General features: G+C 43.4%; 24 protein-coding genes. 13 read left to right on the top strand and 11 right to left on the bottom strand.

Annotated elements, in window-relative coordinates; translation table 11 throughout:
- Positions 1 to 98 precede the first annotated feature (98 nt).
- Complete coding sequence (rapA, locus tag OQE68_RS21455) at positions 99 to 2978, bottom strand: RNA polymerase-associated protein RapA (protein WP_180569595.1); 2880 nt, start codon at positions 2976 to 2978, stop codon at positions 99 to 101.
- A gap of 150 nt (positions 2979 to 3128) precedes the next feature.
- A complete protein-coding gene (locus OQE68_RS21460) occupies positions 3129 to 3416 on the bottom strand; it encodes a YebG family protein (RefSeq protein WP_180569596.1) in 288 nt (95 codons plus the stop codon).
- A gap of 512 nt (positions 3417 to 3928) precedes the next feature.
- Here OQE68_RS21460 and ccoM point away from each other — a divergent pair.
- The 5 genes from ccoM to OQE68_RS21480 all read left to right on the top strand — a co-directional run bounded on the left by ccoM (position 3929) and on the right by OQE68_RS21480 (position 6807).
- Positions 3929 to 4039 (top strand): cytochrome c oxidase subunit CcoM, encoded by a 111-nt coding sequence (ccoM, locus tag OQE68_RS30625; RefSeq protein WP_289623321.1) that lies wholly within the window; start codon positions 3929 to 3931, stop codon positions 4037 to 4039.
- A gap of 317 nt (positions 4040 to 4356) precedes the next feature.
- Positions 4357 to 4665 carry a BolA family protein gene (locus OQE68_RS21465; RefSeq protein ID WP_180569597.1) on the top strand — a complete coding sequence of 103 codons (309 nt, stop codon included), beginning with the start codon at positions 4357 to 4359 and terminating at the stop codon, positions 4663 to 4665.
- Positions 4666 to 4677: 12 nt separating this feature from the next.
- Positions 4678 to 5148, top strand: coding sequence for a hypothetical protein (locus OQE68_RS21470; protein WP_180569598.1), 471 nt, complete (start codon positions 4678 to 4680; stop codon positions 5146 to 5148).
- A gap of 111 nt (positions 5149 to 5259) precedes the next feature.
- Positions 5260 to 6183, top strand: coding sequence for an oxygen-dependent tRNA uridine(34) hydroxylase TrhO (gene trhO, locus OQE68_RS21475; RefSeq protein WP_180569599.1), 924 nt, complete (start codon positions 5260 to 5262; stop codon positions 6181 to 6183).
- A gap of 12 nt (positions 6184 to 6195) precedes the next feature.
- Entirely contained in the window at positions 6196 to 6807 is a 612-nt protein-coding gene (locus tag OQE68_RS21480) for a DsbA family protein (protein WP_180569600.1), read from the top strand.
- A 48-nt stretch (positions 6808 to 6855) separates the two neighbouring features.
- Here OQE68_RS21480 and OQE68_RS21485 read toward each other — a convergent pair whose 3' ends face one another.
- A complete protein-coding gene (locus OQE68_RS21485) occupies positions 6856 to 7257 on the bottom strand; it encodes a YbaN family protein (RefSeq protein ID WP_180569601.1) in 402 nt (133 codons plus the stop codon).
- Positions 7258 to 7349: 92 nt separating this feature from the next.
- Here OQE68_RS21485 and OQE68_RS21490 point away from each other — a divergent pair, with 92 nt between their 5' ends.
- Both OQE68_RS21490 and OQE68_RS21495 read left to right on the top strand, forming a co-directional pair.
- A complete protein-coding gene (locus tag OQE68_RS21490) occupies positions 7350 to 8375 on the top strand; it encodes a DUF2804 domain-containing protein (RefSeq protein ID WP_180569602.1) in 1026 nt (341 codons plus the stop codon).
- 92 nt (positions 8376 to 8467) lie between these two features.
- Complete coding sequence (locus tag OQE68_RS21495; RefSeq protein WP_180569603.1) at positions 8468 to 9124, top strand: ion channel; 657 nt, start codon at positions 8468 to 8470, stop codon at positions 9122 to 9124.
- 10 nt (positions 9125 to 9134) lie between these two features.
- Here OQE68_RS21495 and OQE68_RS21500 read toward each other — a convergent pair whose 3' ends face one another.
- The gene (locus tag OQE68_RS21500; RefSeq protein WP_353618565.1) at positions 9135 to 9782 is read right to left on the bottom strand and encodes an O-methyltransferase; all 648 of its coding nucleotides are present in this window, start codon (positions 9780 to 9782) and stop codon (positions 9135 to 9137) included.
- 120 nt (positions 9783 to 9902) lie between these two features.
- Here OQE68_RS21500 and OQE68_RS21505 point away from each other — a divergent pair, with 120 nt between their 5' ends.
- Complete coding sequence (locus tag OQE68_RS21505; RefSeq protein ID WP_180569604.1) at positions 9903 to 10178, top strand: Rdx family protein; 276 nt, start codon at positions 9903 to 9905, stop codon at positions 10176 to 10178.
- Positions 10179 to 10182: 4 nt separating this feature from the next.
- Here the strand turns inward: OQE68_RS21505 and OQE68_RS21510 are convergent, their stop codons facing one another.
- Together OQE68_RS21510 and OQE68_RS21515 are read right to left on the bottom strand one after the other, a co-directional pair.
- Positions 10183 to 10485 carry a YciI family protein gene (locus OQE68_RS21510; protein ID WP_180569605.1) on the bottom strand — a complete coding sequence of 101 codons (303 nt, stop codon included), beginning with the start codon at positions 10483 to 10485 and terminating at the stop codon, positions 10183 to 10185.
- 24 nt (positions 10486 to 10509) lie between these two features.
- Positions 10510 to 11106, bottom strand: a complete 597-nt coding sequence (locus tag OQE68_RS21515) for a septation protein A (RefSeq protein WP_180569606.1) — start codon at positions 11104 to 11106, stop codon at positions 10510 to 10512.
- Positions 11107 to 11259: 153 nt separating this feature from the next.
- Between OQE68_RS21515 and OQE68_RS21520 the strand changes: the two genes are divergently transcribed.
- The 5 genes from OQE68_RS21520 to rluB all read left to right on the top strand — a co-directional run bounded on the left by OQE68_RS21520 (position 11260) and on the right by rluB (position 16468).
- Complete coding sequence (locus tag OQE68_RS21520; protein WP_180569607.1) at positions 11260 to 12132, top strand: PHP domain-containing protein; 873 nt, start codon at positions 11260 to 11262, stop codon at positions 12130 to 12132.
- A gap of 104 nt (positions 12133 to 12236) precedes the next feature.
- Positions 12237 to 12872: an L-threonylcarbamoyladenylate synthase gene (locus OQE68_RS21525; protein WP_180569608.1), complete on the top strand. Its 636-nt coding sequence runs from the start codon at positions 12237 to 12239 to the stop codon at positions 12870 to 12872.
- A 160-nt stretch (positions 12873 to 13032) separates the two neighbouring features.
- Positions 13033 to 14007: a segregation and condensation protein A gene (locus OQE68_RS21530; protein ID WP_180569609.1), complete on the top strand. Its 975-nt coding sequence runs from the start codon at positions 13033 to 13035 to the stop codon at positions 14005 to 14007.
- Entirely contained in the window at positions 13982 to 15550 is a 1569-nt protein-coding gene (scpB, locus tag OQE68_RS31125) for an SMC-Scp complex subunit ScpB (protein ID WP_255490949.1), read from the top strand. The genes OQE68_RS21530 and scpB overlap by 26 nt, the downstream gene beginning before the upstream one ends.
- Positions 15551 to 15571: 21 nt before the next feature.
- Positions 15572 to 16468 (top strand): 23S rRNA pseudouridine(2605) synthase RluB, encoded by an 897-nt coding sequence (gene rluB, locus OQE68_RS21540; protein ID WP_180569610.1) that lies wholly within the window; start codon positions 15572 to 15574, stop codon positions 16466 to 16468.
- Positions 16469 to 16503: 35 nt separating this feature from the next.
- Here the strand turns inward: rluB and OQE68_RS21545 are convergent, their stop codons facing one another.
- From OQE68_RS21545 to OQE68_RS21565, 5 genes are all read right to left on the bottom strand, one after another.
- On the bottom strand, positions 16504 to 17427 hold the full coding sequence (locus OQE68_RS21545) for a GGDEF domain-containing protein (RefSeq protein ID WP_180569611.1): 924 nt from the start codon (positions 17425 to 17427) through the stop codon (positions 16504 to 16506).
- Between the two features lie 409 nt (positions 17428 to 17836).
- Entirely contained in the window at positions 17837 to 18577 is a 741-nt protein-coding gene (locus OQE68_RS21550) for a YciK family oxidoreductase (RefSeq protein ID WP_180569612.1), read from the bottom strand.
- Positions 18578 to 18585: 8 nt separating this feature from the next.
- Positions 18586 to 19278, bottom strand: coding sequence for an HAD-IA family hydrolase (locus tag OQE68_RS21555; protein ID WP_180569613.1), 693 nt, complete (start codon positions 19276 to 19278; stop codon positions 18586 to 18588).
- A gap of 48 nt (positions 19279 to 19326) precedes the next feature.
- On the bottom strand, positions 19327 to 20040 hold the full coding sequence (gene ubiG / locus OQE68_RS21560) for a bifunctional 2-polyprenyl-6-hydroxyphenol methylase/3-demethylubiquinol 3-O-methyltransferase UbiG (protein WP_180569614.1): 714 nt from the start codon (positions 20038 to 20040) through the stop codon (positions 19327 to 19329).
- A gap of 24 nt (positions 20041 to 20064) precedes the next feature.
- Entirely contained in the window at positions 20065 to 21399 is a 1335-nt protein-coding gene (locus OQE68_RS21565) for a TRZ/ATZ family hydrolase (protein ID WP_180569615.1), read from the bottom strand.
- Positions 21400 to 21505: the final 106 nt, after the last annotated feature.

Below are 21505 nucleotides of genomic sequence, written 5' to 3' on the forward strand. Positions count from 1 at the left end.
GGATGGCTCTTCAAAAATGGAGGAAGAATACCTTGTTATTCCATATCAGACACTAAGCTTATTTACAGCAGCTCCAGAGAAAGTCCAGTTAATAGAGGTTATCCTGCAAACATAATTCGAATGCTGTCTAATCTTAAATTAGCCTGCTGCAAGGCTGTTACCCCTTGAGCTGCTAAAGCACGCCACTGCTCAATTTCTGTTTCGCGAATATTCGGATTGACTTTTTGTAGCGCTTCCAGTCGATTGATTTCCTCTCCTAATTTAGCCAGTAATTGCTCAGTAGCGGTTTGCACAATGGCTGTTACCTGTTCATTAGCCTTGTCTTCAGCAATTTTTAAGGTTTCAGAAATAGGCTCTGATTGTGCCTTGATCAGTTTTCTGGCAGTTTTTTTCTTGATAGGGTGTAATTGAGCATCCAGGGTTTCAAAGGCAACTTTATCTGCTAGGTTATTTCCTTGAGGGTCAATTAACGTACGGATACTAGCAGGTACCATTAACCGCTTTAATTGAGGCTGCTGTTGAACAGGGGCTTCAACGATAAAAATGGCTTCTACCAGCATAGTGCCTGGGTTTAATGCTTTATTTTTTAATAAAGCAACCGCCGTATTACCTAATTCAGTATCTAGCATTTGTTCCATGCCATAACGAACCAGGGGATGTTCCCAGGTTAAAAACTGCATGTCCTCGCGACTTAATGCCTGCTCACGAGAAAAAGTCATAGTAGCTCCATCTTCTGGTAGCCCTGGGAAACTGGGTAATAACATTTGTTCTCCAGGGCGAACAATAATGGCATGCTCCGAGTGATCTTCGGAATCAATGCCAAAACAGTCAAATAAAGCATCTAAATACTTTTTCAGTGGTTTGGTTTCATTGGCAGATTGAATAGCATCAATTAATTCGCTGGTGTCATTAAGGCCTTGTGAGTGTAATTCCAGCAAGCGGTCACGCCCAGCTTGCAGGTTAGATCGCAGCTGTTGATTGAGTGTTTTGGCTTCATCAATAAAAGCATCAATATCCTGTTGTTCATTAACTGATGTGGTTAATAAAGCCTCTAAAGAAGGTTTTAATTGCTGGTAAACACTATCGCCAGTGGTACAAATTTGTTCAAAAGCGTTAAGGCTGTGGTGATACCACCGAAATAAAACAGTTTGTGATGAGTTTTCAAAATACGGCACGTGAACTTTAATTGTTTCAGTCTGGCCAATCCGGTCTAGACGGCCGATGCGTTGCTCAAGTAAATCAGGCAGTGCAGGTAAATCAAACAATACTAAGTGATGGGCAAACTGAAAATTACGACCTTCACTACCGATTTCAGAGCAAATTAAAGTCTGGCAACCGTATTCTTCATCAGCAAAATAAGCGGCAGCACGGTCTCGCTCAATAATGCTCATACCTTCATGAAAAATCGAGCTGGCAATACCAGAGCGAACCCGTAGTGCCTCATCTAGCTCCATACAGGTTTCGGCATGGGCGCAAATAATTAACACTTTCTGGCTTTTCAGTAGCTTTAATAGGTTGATGAGCCAGTCTACTCTGGGGTCAAAGCGCCACCATGGGTCTTTATCTTCAACCAGAATTTCTTTTTCATAAGTGCGCTCAGGAAATAAACCTGCATAAGGGTGACCACCATTTTCTAGAGCAAGCTGGTAAAGTTCTGGTAAGGCTTGAGGATAAGCCTGCATCACACGGCCAGGAAAGCCAGATACGGCTGATCGAGTATTTCGATAAAGTACCCGGCTGGTGCCGTGGCGATCTAGTAGATGAGATAACAGTTGTTGTTTGGCTTGCTGCTTAATGTCATCCGCTTGATCACTATTGATAATAAAAGCTAGCTGGCTGGCTTCGTCTCCTAAATAGCTAGTCAGTCGGCTGATTGTTGGCTCAGATAAAACCTCACTATCAATTAGCTCCTCAGCCATTTCAGCTACAGCTTGAAATTGTTGCGACTGGTTTTCAAAGTCTGACAAGGAGTGAAATTTATCTGGGTCCAGCAATCGTAAGTGGGCAAAGTGGCTGCTATGACCACACTGCTCAGGGGTGGCTGTTAGTAATAAAACACCGGCTGTTTTTTGTGCCAGCTGCTCAATAGCTGAATATTCCTCGCTTGCTGCTTCAGGTGTCCAGCTTAGGTGGTGAGCCTCATCTACTACTAATAAATCCCACTCAGCGGCCAGTGCGTCGTCAAGGTGCTGAGCTTGAGTTAGCTCATTTAGACTGATGAGTACCAGTTGTTCACTTTCGAAGGGGTTCCCAGTATCTGCGGCTTTTGCTTGTACTAGTCGCTCACGATCAAACAAGCTAAAGTGCAAGTTAAAGCGCCTTAACATTTCGACTAGCCATTGATGCAGCAGGCTTTCAGGGACCACAATCAACACCCGCTGAGCACGACCACTGAGCAACTGTTGATACATGATCAAACCCGCTTCAATGGTTTTACCTAGGCCTACCTCGTCTGCTAATAAGACACGAGGTGCCTGGCGTTTACCCACTTCATCAGCGATATGTAGTTGGTGAGGAATTAGACTAGTACGAGCACCACACAAGCCTAACAATGGAGATTGATAGAGGTTACGGGTTTGCTCCCAGGTTTTATAACGCAGACTAAAGTGGTTATTTTGATCAACTTGCCCTGCTAGTAAGCGCTCTTTGGGTTTTTGAAATTGAATAAAGTTGCCTAGGCAAGACTCAGGCAGTTCTGTTGATTCTCCATTAGCTAGTTTGCCTTGGTAAGTAATATGCCCATCTTCTTCTACTGAATCGGTGACTACCATGCTCCAGCCTTCATGGCTTTCGATGATATCCCCAGCAACAAAGCGAATGCGGGTAAGCGGAGAGTTTTTTACCGCATAAAGTCGAGTTTGCCCATTGGAGGGAAACAGTAATGTGACCATTCGTTGATCCAAGGATAAAACAGTGCCTAGGCCTAGCTCTGTTTCTGTATCACTAATCCAACGTTGTCCTGGAACAAATGTCGTCATTCTGTACGCCTATCTACCTCAGAAAAAGGCGATATGGTAGCGAATATATTTTGAATAACAATAGTCGATTTGCCTTATTTTCGGCAGAGATTTTTAGTAGTGGGGGGGAAATAGCCTACTGGGGAAGTAGGCTAGTATAAATATGGTTAATTATTCGCTAGAATCTTCATCAGCCGATTGATCTGCTGCAGACTCTTTGCCAATCTCTAGTACTAGTTCAGGCTTACCTTTAATAGCTTTTGCCAGGGTTTCTTTATGTTTGGCGAATAATAAACCAATGTCTTCGGCAATTTTTTCGTCGATATTGTCATAGGTTTGTTCTAGCAGCATGGTGATATTTGCTGCCAGTTCAAGCATCTTATCATGTTCTTCGGCGGCTTTTTTATCTGAGAACATACTACCGTCCCTATCGCATTTCCACATGGGTATAACGGCCATTCGCTCACCTCTTGCATGGACCAAATTAATGTAGGTCTAAGTTTGAGTACATTAAGGTTAAGTACTTTTATAAGACCTGTGGTTTAAAGCTTGTTTAATCTAGCGGGATGTTTAGCTAGCTATTATGGTTGTTACTGTATAAAAATACAGTGTGTTTGTCCATAGGAGCTGTATTGTATCCAATTAGTTTGTTAAGGAACAATCCAAATTCACCCTAACCAAGGATTACCTGAAAGCTTACTTGGCCTATTTGTAATCATCTATCCTATCTAATAGTGCTGTATAAGCTTGATCTGGGCTGGCTGCTGTTTGGTTGCTGTGTTTTGCTTTCCTCAAACTTTTTTAAACTCTTTATTAAGTGCTACGAAGCGGAATAATTTGCTTTGAGTCAATAAAAACCAGTGGTTAACCCGCTATTAGCCTGGACTGATTGATTTTAATCAATAAAAGCGAGTTGAGTAACTGTTACTGTAGTTTTGCGTTTAGAGGCAATAGCCAACAGGAGGTAAGCGATGTATATCGATGAAACAGTTTTAGCTTCGCTGATTACAATTGGTTTGATGATTGGCTTTTTTGTTGGTGTAGGCCTGCTAATTCGTAAGGATATTAACAATCACCGTTAAGCATACAGTTTTTTACAGTTTTGGCGAGTAGCTCAGGCTGCTGGCCAAAAATCAGGTCGCTAAGATCTGAACGTTTGAGGCTAGACAGACGTAAGGAATGCTCTATTTGCGTAGAGCTTTTAAGGCAAGAGTGGTGGCTACTTAGTTTTGTCAGGTTTTATGTAACCTACCACCTTGCCTGTTTTTTGTTTTAGTCTGTGCATTGGCTGCCTTCCCTTTTTTAAATCATTAGCAATGTCTTTCACCTGTACTTGCCTTTCCGCTTGGCTGGTTTCAGGTTAAGATTAACCTAGTTGGTTAAGCATGGGAGACAGGTGATGAGTGTACAAACTGAAATTGAACAAAAATTGACTAAAGCTTTAAATCCTGCCTACTTAGCTGTTATCAATGAAAGCCATATGCATAATGTGCCTCCAGGGTCTGAGTCACATTTTAAAGTTGTAGTTGTATCGGCAGACTTCGCTGGGAAAATGCCCGTAAAAAGGCATCAGTTGATTTATTGCTTATTAGCAGAAGAAGTGCAACATAAAATTCATGCGTTAGCACTGCACACTTATACACCAGATGAGTGGAAAAAACAGGCTGAGTCGGCACCTGACTCCCCTAATTGCGCCAATAAAAGATAAGCTGTTATTCCTATGTGTGGCGGTGCAGAGTTTGTTCAAAACAACGAACGTTTCCGAGTATTTTTCCCTAACCCTAAGGCCAAGCTACCAGTACTGCAAAAAGATGGCAGTATTACCATGGTCCCTTGGGGCAGGCGAGAAAATCAGCCAGGCAATACACCTCAAGGCGGTTGGGCCAGGTTAGAGTCTATCCAGCGTGGTGCTTGGCAACAATTTACCCCTAGGCCAGTCAAAATTGTTGTCACCTCCTTTATGGAAAAAGATGAGACTGAACAAAGTCGCTGGTTTCCATTAAACAACCATGAAATTATCCAAGGACTATTGGCCACTGATGGTAGCTTCCAGCGAGTCTATGTGGTGACTGAACCCCATCCCCAGTCCACTCATGACAGTGGACGCTGGCCACGGGTTATTTCCCTACAAACAGCTGTTGATAAAGGGGAGTCGACGCTAGACGAGCCTGAGCAAACCTCTTTAATTTAAGTGAACTCTCTCTAAAACTGGTCTTGCTGTGACTAAATCTCTAAAATAAGACGTTTTAATCAATTTGGTTGTGCCAGCAGATTTGCGATCTGCCAAGGTAGAGGAATTAAGATGTCTCAGTTTGTTATTGCCGCCCTTTATAAATTTACTCGCTTACCCGATTTTGAGGCGATGCGTCAGCCTTTATTGGACAAAATGCTTGCTCTTGAGGTGAAAGGCACCTTGCTATTAGCTGCTGAAGGAATTAATGGTACAGTTGCAGGTAGCCGAGAAGGGGTTGATCAACTATTAAATTATTTAAACTCTCATGAACCATTGGCAGGCTTAACGCATAAAGAATCCTACGATATCAAGCAGCCTTTCTATCGCACCAAAGTAAAACTGAAAAAAGAAATTGTGACCATGGGCGTGCCTGGTATTGATCCTAACCATGTGGTTGGCACTTATGTCAAACCCGCAGAGTGGAATCAGTTGATCAGTGATCCAGATGTGCTACTGGTTGATACCCGCAATGATTATGAATATCAGGTAGGGACTTTTGAAGGTGCAATCAACCCAAAAACTGAAAGCTTTCGAGAGTTTCCTGATTATGTGGCGCAACAGCTTGATCCAGCCAAGCATAAAAAAGTAGCTATGTTTTGTACTGGCGGTATTCGTTGCGAGAAGTCTACCGCGCTATTAAAAGAACAGGGCTTTGACGAAGTGTATCACCTAGAAGGTGGCATTTTGAAATACTTGGAAGAAGTGCCTGCCACAGAAACGAAATGGCAAGGTGAGTGCTTTGTGTTTGATAACCGAGTAACGGTGGATCATCAGCTAAATAAGGGCAGCTATGATATGTGCTTTGGCTGCCGAATGCCGATTTCTGACCAAGATAAGCAGTCTGAGCGGTATAAAGAAGGTGTGTCTTGTCCCCACTGTTTTGACTCTCAGGATGCAAAAACTCGGCAACGAGCAGAGTCTCGACAAAAACAAATTGAACTAGCCAAGCAACGTAACCAGCCTCACCCAGTGGGCTTAAAAATGAAGGATTAGCTGTATTTGCTAATGGACATCACCTATCTATTTGACCCCATGTGCTCTTGGTGCTGGGGTTTTTCTCCTGTCATTAACAAGCTGTCTACCAGTCTTGAGGGAAGAGGGCAGCTTAATTATCGAGTAGGTGGGTTGCGAGCAGGGCAGTGTCAGCCACTTACTCCACCGCTAAAGCAATATATTCTTGATCACTGGCAGCATGTGGCCCAGGCAACGGGGCAACCATTTAACTTTGCAGGCGCGCTTCCAGAGGGGTTTGTCTACGATACAGAGCCAGCCTGTAGAGCCGTGGTGGCAGCAAGGCAGCAGTTTCCTGATCAATTGAAAATATTAGTTGAGGCACTACAACGAAGTTTTTATGTGGATCAGCTGGATATCACTACTCCCCATGGGATTAAACAGGCAGCTATTAAAGCGCAGTTGCCTGTGGATAGATTTATGGATGCATTTTTTGCAGATGAAATTAAGGAGCTGACTCAGCAGGATTTTGATTTAGCTTATAATTTAGGTATTCAGGGCTTTCCTACACTACTTTACTTCGACCAGCAGCAATGGCATATCTTGGTGAATGGTTACATGGGGTGGGATCAACTTCAGCCTTTAGTTGAAGAACTATTTTCCTAAAAGGCTAGGTATTTAAAAGTGGTCATTGCTAACGCGTTTGACAATAAGTTAATCTGCTTGTTGAGATGATACTGTGGAGTAGGGCTTAACTTTTAATGTGGGCACCTTAACTACAATATAATAACTGACGCAACAGGCGATAATTAGTAATAACCCCTTTAATAGCCAGTTATTGACTAGCCAGCAGCTAAATAGCATACAAGGCCAAAGTAATAGTAATGTGTAGGCTTTAGCCTTGGCAGGCATACCCTCACCAGAAAGATAATAACGAATATAATTACCTAACTGTGGGTGGTTGATAAGCCATTGGTGAAACTTGTCTGAGCCTTTTGCATAGCAACCTGCTGCAAGTAGCAAAAAAGGAGTAGTAGGTAATAGGGGTAAAAAAATGCCCACAACACCAAGCCCTACAGCTAAATGTCCAACTACAATATAAACCCAGCGCCACATAATCGTGTGTTCCTAAAGCAGGCTTTCTTTAAGCATAATTTCTAGCATAGAATACTGTCTACATTACTCCGCCAGATAAATAATAACAATATATGACAGCACAACGGCTTATTCAGTCTAATGGTGAACCCTTATTTGGCATTTTTGATCACCCTATTAGCAATATAAATGTCTATGACTTTCAGCTATTAACACCCTTTGGCAGGCCGGCTAATCGTTGGCAGCAATGGTTTGGCTTTAATCAGTTTCAGTATTTTGGGGTCATTTCAAGCGAGCTAATTTTAGGCTGTGCTATTGCTGATACTAAATTGGTGGGTGTAGCTTTTTGCTATTTGTATCGACCACAAACGGGTGAAATGTTGGCTTACTCATTAAAGTCGCCTTTTGCCCATGCCTGTCAGTTTGCTGCGAGCCCTGATGCAGGCAATACAACCTTCGCACAGGGTAAGCAGCGGATTGATATGATCAATCAGTCTCAACCTAAAAGTCGGTATTTACAGGTTTCCTTACCAAAACATGGGTTAACAATTGATTGCCATTATTGTGAACACGACAGTTTTACCCCTATGCGTATTTGCACTAAAGCGGGTGTGAATGGTTGGGTCTATGCTCAAAAGGCCGCAGGAATACCAGTTGAAGGCACAATTGAATGTCAGTGGGGAACATTTGACTTAGCTGGACTCGGTGCTTGCGCTCATCATGATTATTCCAGTGGCTACATGCGCCGTGAAACGTTTTGGAATTGGGGGTGCTTATCAGGCCGTACAAATGATGGCCAGCTAATTGGGCTTAATGTGTCTTGTGGTGTCAATGAAACCGGCTTTACAGAAAACTGCTTTTGGCTGAATGGTCAGTTGCATAAAGTGGATACAGTTGCCTTTCATTATCAAAAACAGGATTTATTTCAGCCCTGGCGCCTTCAATCTTATGATGGCAAGGTTGACTTAACGTTTAGGCCGCTGGGCAAACATGCGGAGTGTCTTAATTTATGGTTGATGGCTTCTAACTTTCATCAACTCTTTGGGTGTTTTAATGGTTATTTGGAAACAGTGGGAGGTGAAAAAATAGCCATTAATAATATGTTGGGGTTTGTGGAGGATCACTACGCAAAGTGGTAATTAATAAGGTTTTTTATTCCGTATCAGACACTAGGCTTGTTTCTAAAATGATGAACAATGTCCTGAAAAGTTGCGTAAACTAGATTTAATTTATGATTAATTTTCCTCGTTATAGTTTTGCCAGTTTATTTATCTGTCTGATTTTTGTGGGTATTGTGTATCCATTCATACCCAAGCTAATTACCCAAAATATTTTGTTGAAAGGCAGTTTTAGTATCTTACTGATTGCTTCGGTATATATATTCAGCCACAACAAGAAAGCATTGATTATATGCTTGGTATTAGCAATTCCTACGGCACTCTCGACATGGTTATCCATCATCAGTGGGGCTCCTGCCTTAGCTATTGTGGATAATGCAACTAACGTAGTGTTTTTCCTTTATGTGATTTTTGAGTTAATCAAGATTATTTTTAGTGCTTCCGTTGTAACTCGAAATATTATTTATGGGGCAATGAGTATTTACTTGTTACTGGGGATTATGTGGGCATTTGTTTATGCTTTACTTGACTTATTGATAGTAGATGCATTTGGCGGTATTGGTTATCAGAGCGCCCACGATTTAAGCCAATTTATTTATTTTAGCTATGTGACTCTGACCACGTTGGGATATGGCGATATGGTACCGCTGGCCAGGCCTGTGCAGTCAATTGCTGCAATGGAAGCGATTACTGGCCAGTTTTTTCTCACGATTTTAGTGGCACGGTTGGTTGGAATGCACATTAGCCAAGCCTCTAATGGCGATAGCTAGCAATGGCATATTAGCTATTTTTTCTGACTAAATTGACGCCATCTCGAACACTGAGAAACACATTTTCTAACTGCGGATTGGTGGCAATATGCTGGTTGAGCTCAACGATAGCCTGATCACGCTCATCGTTTGGGTTAAGTACATTACCTTGCCAAAGGGCGTTATCAATGACAAATAATCCCCCTGATCGTACTAGAGGAAAAGTAGCCTTAAGGTAATTGAAGTAATTCTTTTTATCTGCATCCACAAATACCATATCAAATTGCAAATCTCGTAGGGTATTAATGGTATCCAGGGCTTTGCCAAAACGCACTTCTATTTTATGACCATGGGGGCTGCGATCAAAAAATGATTGAGCAAATTCAATGGCTCTTGGGTTCGTTTCACAACAAATAACTTTGCCGTCTTCTGGCAAGGCTTCGGCAATCGACAGAGCCGAATAGCCAGTAAACATACCAATTTCTAGCACGGTTTTGGTTTGGCTTAATTGAGTGATAAGTTTGAGCAGTCGACCAATTATCCGACCAGATAATTTCACCGGGTAGCCCATCTGCTCATTGGTTGCATCAATAAGCTCTTGTAATAAAGGGGGTTCTGGAGTTGTTTGATCAAAGCAATATTGATCGATGGCTGGGTTTACAAGGAAGTCTTTCATCATCTTTTTCTACAGCGAAATGATGGCCAATTGTAGTGATCTTTGGTCATACTGCAAGTTCGAAAAAGTGGCTGTCACTATCGATACCATGATTAACAAGTGTAACGGTTCAGGAATAAAACAATGGATAAACCAAGAATCACCATTGAATATTGTACTCAATGCCAATGGTTGTTGCGCTCTGCTTGGTTAGCCCAAGAGCTGCTAAATACGTTTGGCACTGACTTGGGTGAAGTAGCATTAATACCAGGTTCTGGGGGAGTGTTTAAAGTTCAGGTGGCAGGTCAGCTGGTTTGGGAGCGAGTAAAAGACGGAGGATTTCCTGAAGCAAAGGCACTGAAGCGAAGAGTCAGGGACATTATTGCCCCTGACCAGGGCCTCGGTCATATCGACCGGTAGAGGCTTACTTAGGAAATACCTGCTTAAAGGGCTTAACAGTAACATGCTCATATACCCCGGCAGCAAGATAAGGGTCTTTACTGGCCCAGGCTTCAGCATCTGCCAGGGAGGCAAATTCTGCCACAATTAAACTACCAGTGAAGCCAGCAGAGCCAGGGTCGTTATTATCAATGGCAGGGAAAGGGCCTGCCAGAACTAGACGGCCTTGTTGCTGTAGAGTGTCTAAACGAGCTAAATGGTCTGGGCGTGCAGACTGGCGCTTGGCTAAGCTATCAGGTACGTCCTGACAGGTAATCGCAAACAGCATAAAAATCCTTAATAGTGATAAACGCTAATCTTTAGTTTGCTGGCTGATTGACTGGCTGTTTTTCTCGGGCTCACTCATATAGCGGGAAAGAGACATGACTACTCCAACCATATAAACCATGGTTAAAGCGGTTAAGCCAAATAGTTTAAAGTTCACCCAGGTGTCTTCAGAAAATTGATAGGCAATATAAAGGTTCAGGATGCCAATAAAAAACAGGAAGCTACAGGTAAACCAGTTTAACTTTTCCCACATTTTTGCCGGCACATCCGTCATTATAATGTTGGAGGTTTTGAGCATTCCTTCTAGGGCTCGCTGAGTAAGATTTTTATGGGTAACAAAATGGCTTATGAGGAGCGCGGCAGCGAGAACCCAATAAAGGATAGTTGGTTTCCATTGAATAAACGCTTTATCTTCAAACAGTAATGTCAGGCCACCTAAGAAGACCACTAGCACCATTGAAATGACATGGATTTTCTCAATCTTTTTATGCTTCAGCCAGGTATAGGCCATTTGAAAAACTGTGGTTACGATAATAGTGGCTGTGGCAGTCAGGATATCGCCGGTATACTTATAAACACCAAAGAAGGCAATGACGGGTAACAGGTCAAAGAAAAATTTCATAATAGGCTAAATTTTGTCCGCTTTTAGATGAAGGCTATGATATACGATTTTCGACTGAGCAGGTAGTTTCCCTTATTGCATAAGAATAGGATAATTAGCAATAGATAAGCAGGTTTATTTGCAAGCAAGCCACAAAGCAGTAAGGAAATTTGATTGAAAATCGATTTACATTGTCACTCTACCGCATCAGATGGCGTTTTATCCCCTTTAGCGCTGGTACAAAGAGCAATTGAGCAAAAAGTAGAAGTGTTGTCATTAACTGATCACGATACTGTGGCAGGTTACCAACACTTAAAAGGGCAAGCGGCACTCTTGCAGCTTTATTTAATACCGGGTATTGAGTTATCGGCCGTTTGGTCGGGGGTGACCATTCATGTAGTTGGGTTGGGTTTTTCGTTGGATGATACATTATTGGCAGGCTATCTGGACCAACAACGTCAGGCCAGGCAGCAGCGTGCAGAGAAAATAGCGACTAAGCTGGCTAAGCGAGGTTTTGCTAATACCCTGGAAGGTGCGCTTGCTGTTGCTCAAAGCCTGTCTGGCTTACCAACCGCTGAGGTGCAAATAGGCCGCCCTCATTTTGCTAAGTATTTGGTGAGTGAAGGCTATGTACCCGATATGGCGACAGCATTTAATCGTTACTTAGGGGCAGGAAAAGTAGGAGATGTCAAAAGCCAGTGGCCTTCATTAGCTCAAGTGGTTGAGTGGATTACCTCTATGAAGGGCGTGGCGATATTGGCTCATCCACTAAAATACAAAATGACTAATACCAAGTTAAGAGCATTAATTAAAGCATTCAAAGTGGCAGGGGGAGAAGGGATAGAAGTTGCCCTGGCGGGGCAGTCTCAAGATGCAACCCATTTTTTAGCAGAGTTATCCTGCCAGTTTGAGTTGCTGGCTTCAGTTGCCAGTGATTTTCATGGCCCATTTAATCGATGGATTGAGCTAGGCGGTGCACCACCTTTACCTAAGCAATGTAAACCACTGTGGGAAAATTGGGTGCTGGAAAAGATGCGGTTCTGTTGACACTTCCTGAAGGATAAATAATAGGTTTACTGCTAGATTAATGATATATTTAGGGCATTCGCACATTCCTTGTCGAGATGACAATTAACCCAAGCAGGTGTTTTGTGAGTCAATTTTTTCAAATTCATCCAGAAAATCCACAACAGCGCCTTATCAATCAAGCAGCCGATATTATTAGTGAGGGTGGGGTCGTGATTTACCCTACAGATTCCGCTTATGCAATTGGCTGTCATATTGGTGAAAAAAAAGCCATTGACCGCATCCGTCGTATAAGGCAAATCGATGCACGGCATAACTTTACCTTGATGTGTCGTGATTTAGCTGAGATCTCTACTTACGCTAAAGTTGATAATTCAGTATATCGGTTGCTTAAAACTTATACGCCAGGTGCTTACACGTTTATTTTACAGGCGACCAGAGAAGTACCCAGGCGTTTCTTACACCCTAAACGTCGTACCATTGGTTTACGAGTGCCAGACTGTCTAGTCACTCAAGCATTATTGGAAGCCTTAGGCTCACCTATGATGAGTGTTACCATGATTTTACCTGGTGACAAAGAGCCAATGATCGACCCCTATGAAATGCGGCAAATGCTGGAGCAACAAGTCGACTTAATTATTGATGGTGGTTACTGTGGTATGGAGGCAACAACTGTTATCTCAATGCTGGATGATGTGCCTGAGATATTGCGTGAAGGCAAGGGTGATCCATCGCCTTTTAAGGAGCCCTCAGCTGCATAATTTAAAAGCCCTCAGCTGCTTAGTTTGTTTGAAAGCCCTTAGCTGCACTGCATATGAAAAGATTGGGTTGCTTAGCTGATAAAATGCTCAACGTTTTACCTCTACAATACTTTAATGGTTTGGTCGTTTGGGTTTGGTTGTTTGATAGTAGAACCGTCTGATGAATAAACAGGTTGATCTTTCTACAGCTGATGAAACAGTAGACGAATTGGTTGCTGTTGTTGATGCAGATGAAACAGTGGTTGCAGCAGAGCAGGCTGAAGCGGTTGTTGATACTGACACAACAGATCAGGAAGGCGTTAAGCGCCGGTTTCGTCAGCACAATCAACAACAAGAGCTGCCTTTTGCGGTTATACAAGGTAAGCCTGTTACTGAAATACCACAGGACTTGTATATTCCACCTGATGCCCTAGAAGTTTTCTTGGAGGCATTTGAAGGTCCCCTGGATTTATTGTTATACCTCATTAAACGGCAGAACATGGATGTATTGGAAATCTGTGTGGCAGATATTACCCGGCAGTACATGGACTATGTGGAGTTAATGAAGGCAGTCCAGTTTGAGTTGGCAGCAGAATATCTTGTGATGGCAGCAATGCTGGCTGAAATTAAGTCCAGAATGCTATTGCCCCGCACTGAAACCGTAGAGGAGGAAGAGGAAGCAGATCCTCGTGCAGAATTAATTCGTCGTTTATTAGAGTACGAACGGTTTAAAAAAGCAGCTGAAGACTTAGATAACTTACCAAGAGAAGGTCGAGATTATTATCCAGTGTCTGCTTCACCACCAACCATTGTGGCCGAAAAGCAGCATCCAGATGTTGACCTTAAAGAAATACTGCTTGCATTGTCTGGTGTACTAAAGCGGGCAGAACTATCGGAAAATCACCAAATAGAGCAAGAAGCCCTCTCAACTCGAGAGCGAATGACCCAAGTATTGAGTATGTTATCAGCAGACTCATTTACACCCTTTGTTTCCTTGTTCAAAGTTGAAGAAGGCAGGCTAGGGGTAGTAGTGACATTTTTAGCGGTTATGGAGCTAATCAAAGAGTCACTTGTAGAAATTGTCCAAACCGAGCCATTTGCTCCCATTCATGTTAAAGCGAAGGCAGTTCATGATGACGGAACAACCAGCGATTAAATTAGCCAATATTATTGAAGCTGCTTTGTTAGCTTCTAATAAGCCATTAAACCTGGAACAAATGCGACAGTTGTTTCCTGAAGAAGCTGGGCCAAGCAAAGAAGAAATTCAGCAGGCACTGATTGATATTGCTGCTGCTTGTGACGGACGGGGCTTTGAATTAAAGGAAGTGGCCAGTGGCTATCGTTTTCAGATACGTCAGGAAATGGCACCTTGGGTAGGTAAGCTGTGGGAAGAAAAACCTCAGCGATATACCCGTGCTTTACTAGAAACATTGGCTCTGGTTGCTTATCGACAGCCAGTGACTCGTGCGGAAATTGAAGAAATTCGAGGGGTCAGTGTTAGCTCTTCTATAATGAAAACGCTATTGGAGCGAGAGTGGGTGCGTATTGTGGGTTATCGTGATGTGCCTGGCAGACCTGCGATGTATGCGACTACACGACAGTTTCTAGATTACTTTAGCTTAACCAATTTAGACGAGCTACCCCCACTTTCTGAGTTACAGGATATTGAAAAAGCCAATCAAGAATTGGCGCTTGAAGAAGGTGACGAGGCTGTTACTAGTGTGATTTCCGACACTTTAAGCTCAACTGATTCGCCAGCTGAAGCTGGAGCTGAATCGTTAGAAGCAGAGTCTGAAGAGGTAGATGAAGAAGCGCTTTTCCAAGAAATTGAGGAAATGCAAAAAGATCTACCAGAAGACTTTATTGATCCAGCTAAGCTTGAGCCAGAAGAACTGGCTGCTCTAGAAGAAAAGCAGCAATCAGACCCTGAAGAAGAAGCCTCAAAAGAAGCAGAAGATACGGCTCTTTCTCCTGTTGATGCTGAACAGATTGAAACTGCTGAAGACACTGAAACGGATGATACATCGCTGATCCAGGCAGGTATACCACAAGAAGAGTATGAAGCAGCAGAGGTTGCAGACATTGCTGTTACCGATTCAAGCAGTGATGAGCCAGCCACAAATAAAGATGAGCTTGCTATCAATAGTGATGTGCAAGCTGGTGATGATGTAACTGTGGACACTATTGCAGCCGATGTAATCGAAGATGCTGAGTTAGCTGGGTTGACCTCGCTGTTTGATGATGTGTCTGCTGACTCCCCAGAACCAGTTGTCAGTGAGCTAGAAGCAATTGCCAGTGAGCTAGAAGCAATGGATGAGCAGGAGAGGGAAGAGCTGGTTGTTGAGCCTGATGCTGATGAATTCAATGATATTCAAACGAGTAACAACACGACTAATGCAAGTAATAGCACTGATAATGATAGTGCAACCCAGTTATCGCAAGATACTGATCTAGTAGAGCAAGCAACTTTCATGGCTGATGAAGAGGAAGATAGTGGTACAGCTGAAGTTGTTACAACTATCACTAGTACAGATTCAGAACCTGCTGATCATATGGCGGCAGATGTGTTGGCAACTGAGCTACTGACAAGCTCGGCAGACACGGTTATTCCCTCTATATTTCAGGATGAGACTGAAACTGACCATACTCCGTCAGATGAGTCGCTAGCTACTCGCTCTTCTGATTCCCAAGACTCCTAAGTTAACTTAAGAATTACCTTGATGACCACTGATACAACCCAATCTGAGCGTATCCAAAAAGCTTTATCCAGAGCAGGTGTTGGCTCACGCCGACAAATTGAAAAATGGATAGCTGAGCAGCGTATAACAGTAAATGGTGTGCTAGCTGAGCTGGGCCAACGGATATCAACCAAGGATGATGTGAAGCTGGATGGCCAGCAGGTGAAAATATTGTCTGAGCAAGCGGGCTTGCGACGGGTATTAATGTATAACAAGCCTGAAGGTGTGGTTTGTTCGCGACATGATCCGGAAGGTCGTCCTACAGTATTTGATCGTTTACCTCCACTTAAAGGTGAGCGCTGGATTGCGATTGGCCGGCTGGATATTAATACCTCAGGTTTGTTGTTGTTTACAACGGATGGAGAGTTAGCTAATCGATTGATGCATCCGTCTCATCAAGTTGAGCGCGAATATGCAGTACGAGTCATGGGGGAAGTCACTCAAGAGACAACCACACAGCTATTTAATGGGGTTGAGCTGGAAGATGGGTTTGCCCGGTTTACAGATATTGTTGACTCTGGGGGGGAAGGCATCAACCACTGGTTCCATGTTGTGATTATGGAAGGTAGAAACCGCGAAGTTCGTCGCTTATGGGAATCTCAAGGGCTACAAGTGAGTCGGCTAAAGCGGGTGCGTTATGGTTCTGTCATTATGCCAAGTAATTTGCGGTTGGGGCGTTGGGAGTCTTTAGATCAACAGGCAGTAGATAAACTAGCTGATGCAGTTGGGTTATCACCAAAACCGGTGACACCACTCAACCCAAAACAGCAAGAGCAAGGTAAACGACTACAGCGGAAACGCCTAAAGCCAGAAGGGCGACCTAATAATAAAAAAGATACAAAGCCTAAAGCTAAGCATAAAACTACTCATAAGCGCTAAGCACCTTTTACTAAAAATAGACTGGGCCTTATCCCTTAGGCAATAGCACAGACTTTATTTCTGCCTTGATTTTTTGCTTGGTAGAGTGCTTTATCAGCACGTTCTAGCAAGCAGAAAATACTGTCTCCCTCGCCAAACATCGCAGTGCCAATACTAATAGTGACGGGAATAGACTGGCCGTCGTAATGGCACTGCATCGCTGCAATATTTTGCCGTAACCGTTCAGCAACGAGTTCTGCATTGATAAGGTCTGTTTTGGAAAGCAAAACGACAAACTCTTCTCCACCAAACCGAAAGGTCATATCAATATTTCTTAATGAGTATTGAAGGCAGTCAACGGTTTTTTTCAAAATATAATCACCAGCCGGGTGGCCATAGCTATCATTGATATTTTTAAAGTGGTCAATATCAATCATTAGTAATGATAAAGGCTGCTTTTCACGGCGGCAGATATTTAGCTCCCGCTTAATGGCATTATCAAAGGCAATTCGGTTACCAGCCCCGGTTAATGCATCTTTTAACGCAGTGGTAACGGCAAGTTGATACTGAAGGGCATTACGCAAAGGGTAAACCAAGCAGCCTAGTAATGACTCAATATGAGCGAGCTCCTCCTCTTGAAATCGCTGTTGGCGGCGGAATGTAATCTCGCCAACAGCTTCATTGTCAGTAATCAGTCGATAGTTACAACTGTGATGACTTTGCTCACCTACTGATACATTGATATTCAGTTCTTTGTGAATGTAGTTAAGTCCATGAATGGTGACATGGGTTTGAATCTCATGGAAAAAAACGGTAAGCACCCGTTCAACCTCAAGGCTGTTTTGCAGTCGATTCATGAGCCTGATTTTGAGTAGAAGCTGGCTTTCAGTAGAGTTTGGGTGTTTCCCTTTAGTTGGTAGGGGAGTGATTAACTTGATGTTGCTGCTATTTGGCTTATCTGCTGCTGGCATTGACTGCATTCGCGAACCCTTTGTGTAAAGCTTGTTTCCTTTTGATGTTATGTTGAAGTCTGTGCGATAACTGTGCCAAGCGCCCTATACTTTTGATAAATAACGTAAAAACAAGAACTTGTACTAAGTACCTAAAACGGTTGTTAGGTTGAGAAGAGGAATATTTTGACTGGTGTCAATTCTGTGGCTGGAAAAAATATTGAAATTATCGGCCTTGCCAATCTTTTGGCATAACTAAGGCAAATAGTTGCCTCAGTCGCTACCTCTTGTGACACCCTATTAAGAGTATTCTCTACTATTTTGTTGAGCCATAGTCCATTATTAATCAATCTAATAAAGAAAGTAATAATGTATTAACCCCGCTGAAGATTAAAAGCAAGTGATATCAGGGGGCTAAACTAGTGGTTACAGGAAGAGGTTATTGAGCGTCAAATGCCTGACCGGTCACTTTTTGACTGTCTGAGCCGAGCAAATACAGATAGACATTCATAATCTCTTCTGGAGCTGGTAACTGTTCGGGGTTTTCGGCTGGGTAAGCCTGAGCACGCATATGGGTCCGTGTGGCTCCAGGGTTGATGGTGTTGACACGGACAGGACCAATACCTTCTTCTTCATCGGCCAGTGTCTGCATCATACCTTCGGTAGCAAATTTAGAAATAGCATAGGCCCCCCAGTGTGCTCTGCCTTTTCGACCCACTGAAGAGGAGGTGAAAACAACAGAAGCATCTGAAGACTTGTGTAGTAAAGGCAGTAACGCTTGAGTCATTAAAAAGGGCGCATTCAAATTAACCTGCATGACTTTATACCAAGTTTCAATATCATACTGGCTAAGGGGGCTTAGGTTACCCAGTAAACTGGCATTGTGCAGCAGGCCATCCAATCGGCCAAACTCTTTTTCGATGGTGCTGGCTAAGTCATCGTAGTCTTTAGGGCTGGCACCTTCAAGATTCATGGGGTAAATAGCAGGCTGAGGGCCACTTGAGGCTTCAATCTGATCGTAAACTTCTTCCAACTTCTTGGTCGTACGGCCTAGTAAAATAACGGTTGCACCGTGTTTAGCAAAGCTAATGGCAGCAGCCTTACCAATGCCATCGCCGGCACCAGTGACTAAAATAATACGGTCTTTTAACAGGTTTTCAGGTGCTTGATAGTCAAACATATATTTCGTTAGGGCTCTTGGGTTGTTCGTTGCCAGTTAAGTTCTTCCAGCCAAGTTAGCAGCAAATCGGCACTGCTAATGGCGTGATCAGCTTGCCATTGGGCAATGTCATGGTCTGCTGTTACATAGCCATAGCTGGCGGCTACTGTCAGCATACCGGCGGAGTTGCCAGCAGTAATGTCTCTTTGATGGTCTCCCACATACACTACGTGATATGGATCAACCTTTAGCTTGTGGCAGGCTAATAATAATGGCTCTGGGTCTGGTTTGGTATTTTTTACATGCTCGGGGCAAATCGTGACACTGGTTCGGGATGACAGCGCCATATTTTCCAATAGTCGCTCCGTGAGATACCAAGGTTTATTTGTTACCACGCCCCAGGGGATGGATTTTTGTTCAAGGGTATCAAGCAGCTTGGAAATGCCAGGAAACAACTGAGCTTTTTTCCCAATGGTTTGGTAATACAGCTCAAGTAACTCGCTTCTTGCTTGAGTAAATTCAGGATGGTCTTCTCTAAGCGAAAGGGCTAGCTGTACCAGTGCTTTTGCACCATTAGATACTTCGTTGCGGATAGCCTGTTCGGTAAGCGCTGGTAAGCCCCCCTGTGCTCTTAACTGATTAATGGGCTGCACAAAATCAGGGGCAGTATCTACCAGGGTGCCATCAAGATCAAAAAGTATTGCAGTGAGTGGGTATGGCATAGAAAACTCTCCCCTAATTAACACCCTATGCTTATATAACGAAAAGACTTAATGTTGGTCTTTGGTGACATGGACTAAATAGTTGACATCCACATCATCACTTAATTTAAAAACTTTAGTAATGGGGTTGTAGGCCATTCCTTTAATATGACTGACTGTTAACCCACACTGTCTTGCCCAGCCAGCTAACTCAGAAGGCTTAATAAATTTATCATAGTCGTGAGTACCTTTTGGTAGCATCTTGAGAATGTACTCGGCGCCAATCACCGCTAAAGCATAGGCTTTGGGGTTACGATTTATGGTCGAGAAAAACAAGTGGCCGCCTGGCTTAACCAATTGGCTACATGCTTCTATCACTGAGATGGGGTGAGGAACATGCTCAAGCATTTCCATGCAGGTCACTATATCAAAAGTGTCAGGCTGTTGGGCCGCTAAGCCTTCAGCCGTTATTTGCTGGTAGTCAACTTTTACCCCAGACTCTAGCCCATGGAGTTTGGCTACGGTTAAGGGCTCTTCCCCCATATCAATTCCCGTTACCTGTGCACCACGCAGGGCCATTGCTTCAGATAAAATACCACCACCGCAGCCAATATCGACGACTTTTTGCTCTGCTAGGTTAACAAATTGCTCTATAAAGCTAAGACGTAATGGGTTTATGTCATGTAACGGCTTAAACTCGCTGGACTTGTCCCACCAGCGATGGGCCAGTGCTTCAAATTTAGCAATTTCTTGAGGGTCGACATTGGTGTGTTCAGTGGCCATAGATACAGTCTTAGTTTGGTTAAGTTAGGCTTGAGCAGAGAGAATGCGGGATTTCCAGTCAGCGACCAGCTGCTTGATTTCATCGATATCCAGGGTAGTAAGCTCTCTGTTATCAAGTACAAGTTTGCCATTGACCCATACATGAGAGACTTGGCGACTACTAGCAGTATAAACAAGTTGCGAAACTGGGTTATACAAAGGTAGGTTTTCTAAGTCGTCTAAACGAACGGCTGCAATATCCGCTGCCTTACCTGGCTCCAAACTACCAGTAGTATCATCAATACCTAATGCCTTGGCGCCATTGAGAGTAGCCATTTTCAGTGCTTCGTAAGCTGATACCGCTTCTGCATCCTGGTGTACAGCCTTGGCTAGAATCGCGGCGGTACGCATTTCACCGATCATATCCAGGTCGTTATTACTGGCAGCACCATCGGTACCTAAGGCGACATTAACACCCGCTTTTCGTAATTTATCAATGGGGCTAAAGCCACTGGCCAGTTTTAAATTAGATTCAGGACAGTGAACAATATGACTGCCATATTGCTGCAGCAGCGCAATATCACTGTCATCAATCTGGGTCATATGCACACACTGTAGTCTTGAACTGAGTAACCCTAAATCGGCAAGGCGCTGCATTGGGCGCTTACCATGAAGTTTGATGCCTTCTTCTACCTCATGAGCCGTTTCATGAATATGCATTTGCACCATTGCATTCATGTCTGCAGAGAGTTGCGCAATCTTTTCGATTGGTGCATCGGATACGGTATAGGGGGCATGGGGACCAAAAGCAATATCTACCAGTTCGGCTTGTTTAAACTGCTTGTAAACGGCAAGCCCTTTATTGAAGTACTCATCATGGTTTTGTGCCCAGCTGGTGGGGAAGTCCATGATAGGGAAAGTAATTTGTGCACGGATATTGGCATCAATGGCTACTTGTGCTGCTGTATCAGGAAAGAAGTACATGTCACTGTACGTGGTAGTGCCACAGCGTAGCATTTCAGCAATTGCCAGTTTGGTGCCATCACGAACAAAATCATCACACACACAAGCTGCCTCAGCAGGCCAAATGTGGTCGTTGAGCCAGGTCATTAATGCTAGGTCATCAGCCTTACCCCTGAACAAGGTCATGGCAGCATGACCATGGGCATTGATTAGTCCTGGGATGACTGCATGAGCAGTTAAATCATAGTTATGCTTGGCTTGTAGCTGCTGCTTGGCTTCAGCGGTTGGCATAATGGCGGTGATTTTACCGTTGGTAATGGCCACTGAGTGATCTTCAAGAATATCTTGGCTAGCATTGACTGGAATGACCCAGCCAGCATGAATGAGGGTATCGACCTGTTGAGTTGACTCAGACATAAATCACTTATTACCTTTCCTTAAAGTTATTTGGCGAGTATATAACGAATGTTAAATACTTTTCGAGGTTAGGTGGGTAATTAATAAAAACGGGTTGGTTCTGTAC

The sequence above is a fragment of the Spartinivicinus marinus genome, from assembly GCF_026309355.1.
GTDB classification, from domain to species: domain Bacteria; phylum Pseudomonadota; class Gammaproteobacteria; order Pseudomonadales; family Zooshikellaceae; genus Spartinivicinus; species Spartinivicinus marinus.

What these genes read in the sequence shown, in the direction of transcription:
- rapA (WP_180569595.1), bottom strand. Translation starts at nt 2,978, where the DNA reads ATGACGACATTTGTTCCAGGACAACGTTGGATTAGTGATACAGAAACA.
- OQE68_RS21460 (WP_180569596.1), bottom strand. Translation starts at nt 3,416, where the DNA reads ATGGCCGTTATACCCATGTGGAAATGCGATAGGGACGGTAGTATGTTC.
- ccoM (WP_289623321.1), top strand. Translation starts at nt 3,929, where the DNA reads ATGTATATCGATGAAACAGTTTTAGCTTCGCTGATTACAATTGGTTTG.
- OQE68_RS21465 (WP_180569597.1), top strand. Translation starts at nt 4,357, where the DNA reads ATGAGTGTACAAACTGAAATTGAACAAAAATTGACTAAAGCTTTAAAT.
- OQE68_RS21470 (WP_180569598.1), top strand. Translation starts at nt 4,678, where the DNA reads ATGTGTGGCGGTGCAGAGTTTGTTCAAAACAACGAACGTTTCCGAGTA.
- trhO (WP_180569599.1), top strand. Translation starts at nt 5,260, where the DNA reads ATGTCTCAGTTTGTTATTGCCGCCCTTTATAAATTTACTCGCTTACCC.
- OQE68_RS21480 (WP_180569600.1), top strand. Translation starts at nt 6,196, where the DNA reads ATGGACATCACCTATCTATTTGACCCCATGTGCTCTTGGTGCTGGGGT.
- OQE68_RS21485 (WP_180569601.1), bottom strand. Translation starts at nt 7,257, where the DNA reads ATGTGGCGCTGGGTTTATATTGTAGTTGGACATTTAGCTGTAGGGCTT.
- OQE68_RS21490 (WP_180569602.1), top strand. Translation starts at nt 7,350, where the DNA reads ATGACAGCACAACGGCTTATTCAGTCTAATGGTGAACCCTTATTTGGC.
- OQE68_RS21495 (WP_180569603.1), top strand. Translation starts at nt 8,468, where the DNA reads ATGATTAATTTTCCTCGTTATAGTTTTGCCAGTTTATTTATCTGTCTG.
- OQE68_RS21500 (WP_353618565.1), bottom strand. Translation starts at nt 9,782, where the DNA reads ATGATGAAAGACTTCCTTGTAAACCCAGCCATCGATCAATATTGCTTT.
- OQE68_RS21505 (WP_180569604.1), top strand. Translation starts at nt 9,903, where the DNA reads ATGGATAAACCAAGAATCACCATTGAATATTGTACTCAATGCCAATGG.
- OQE68_RS21510 (WP_180569605.1), bottom strand. Translation starts at nt 10,485, where the DNA reads ATGCTGTTTGCGATTACCTGTCAGGACGTACCTGATAGCTTAGCCAAG.
- OQE68_RS21515 (WP_180569606.1), bottom strand. Translation starts at nt 11,106, where the DNA reads ATGAAATTTTTCTTTGACCTGTTACCCGTCATTGCCTTCTTTGGTGTT.
- OQE68_RS21530 (WP_180569609.1), top strand. Translation starts at nt 13,033, where the DNA reads ATGAATAAACAGGTTGATCTTTCTACAGCTGATGAAACAGTAGACGAA.
- scpB (WP_255490949.1), top strand. Translation starts at nt 13,982, where the DNA reads ATGATGACGGAACAACCAGCGATTAAATTAGCCAATATTATTGAAGCT.
- rluB (WP_180569610.1), top strand. Translation starts at nt 15,572, where the DNA reads ATGACCACTGATACAACCCAATCTGAGCGTATCCAAAAAGCTTTATCC.
- OQE68_RS21545 (WP_180569611.1), bottom strand. Translation starts at nt 17,427, where the DNA reads ATGCAGTCAATGCCAGCAGCAGATAAGCCAAATAGCAGCAACATCAAG.
- OQE68_RS21550 (WP_180569612.1), bottom strand. Translation starts at nt 18,577, where the DNA reads ATGTTTGACTATCAAGCACCTGAAAACCTGTTAAAAGACCGTATTATT.
- OQE68_RS21555 (WP_180569613.1), bottom strand. Translation starts at nt 19,278, where the DNA reads ATGCCATACCCACTCACTGCAATACTTTTTGATCTTGATGGCACCCTG.
- ubiG (WP_180569614.1), bottom strand. Translation starts at nt 20,040, where the DNA reads ATGGCCACTGAACACACCAATGTCGACCCTCAAGAAATTGCTAAATTT.
- OQE68_RS21565 (WP_180569615.1), bottom strand. Translation starts at nt 21,399, where the DNA reads ATGTCTGAGTCAACTCAACAGGTCGATACCCTCATTCATGCTGGCTGG.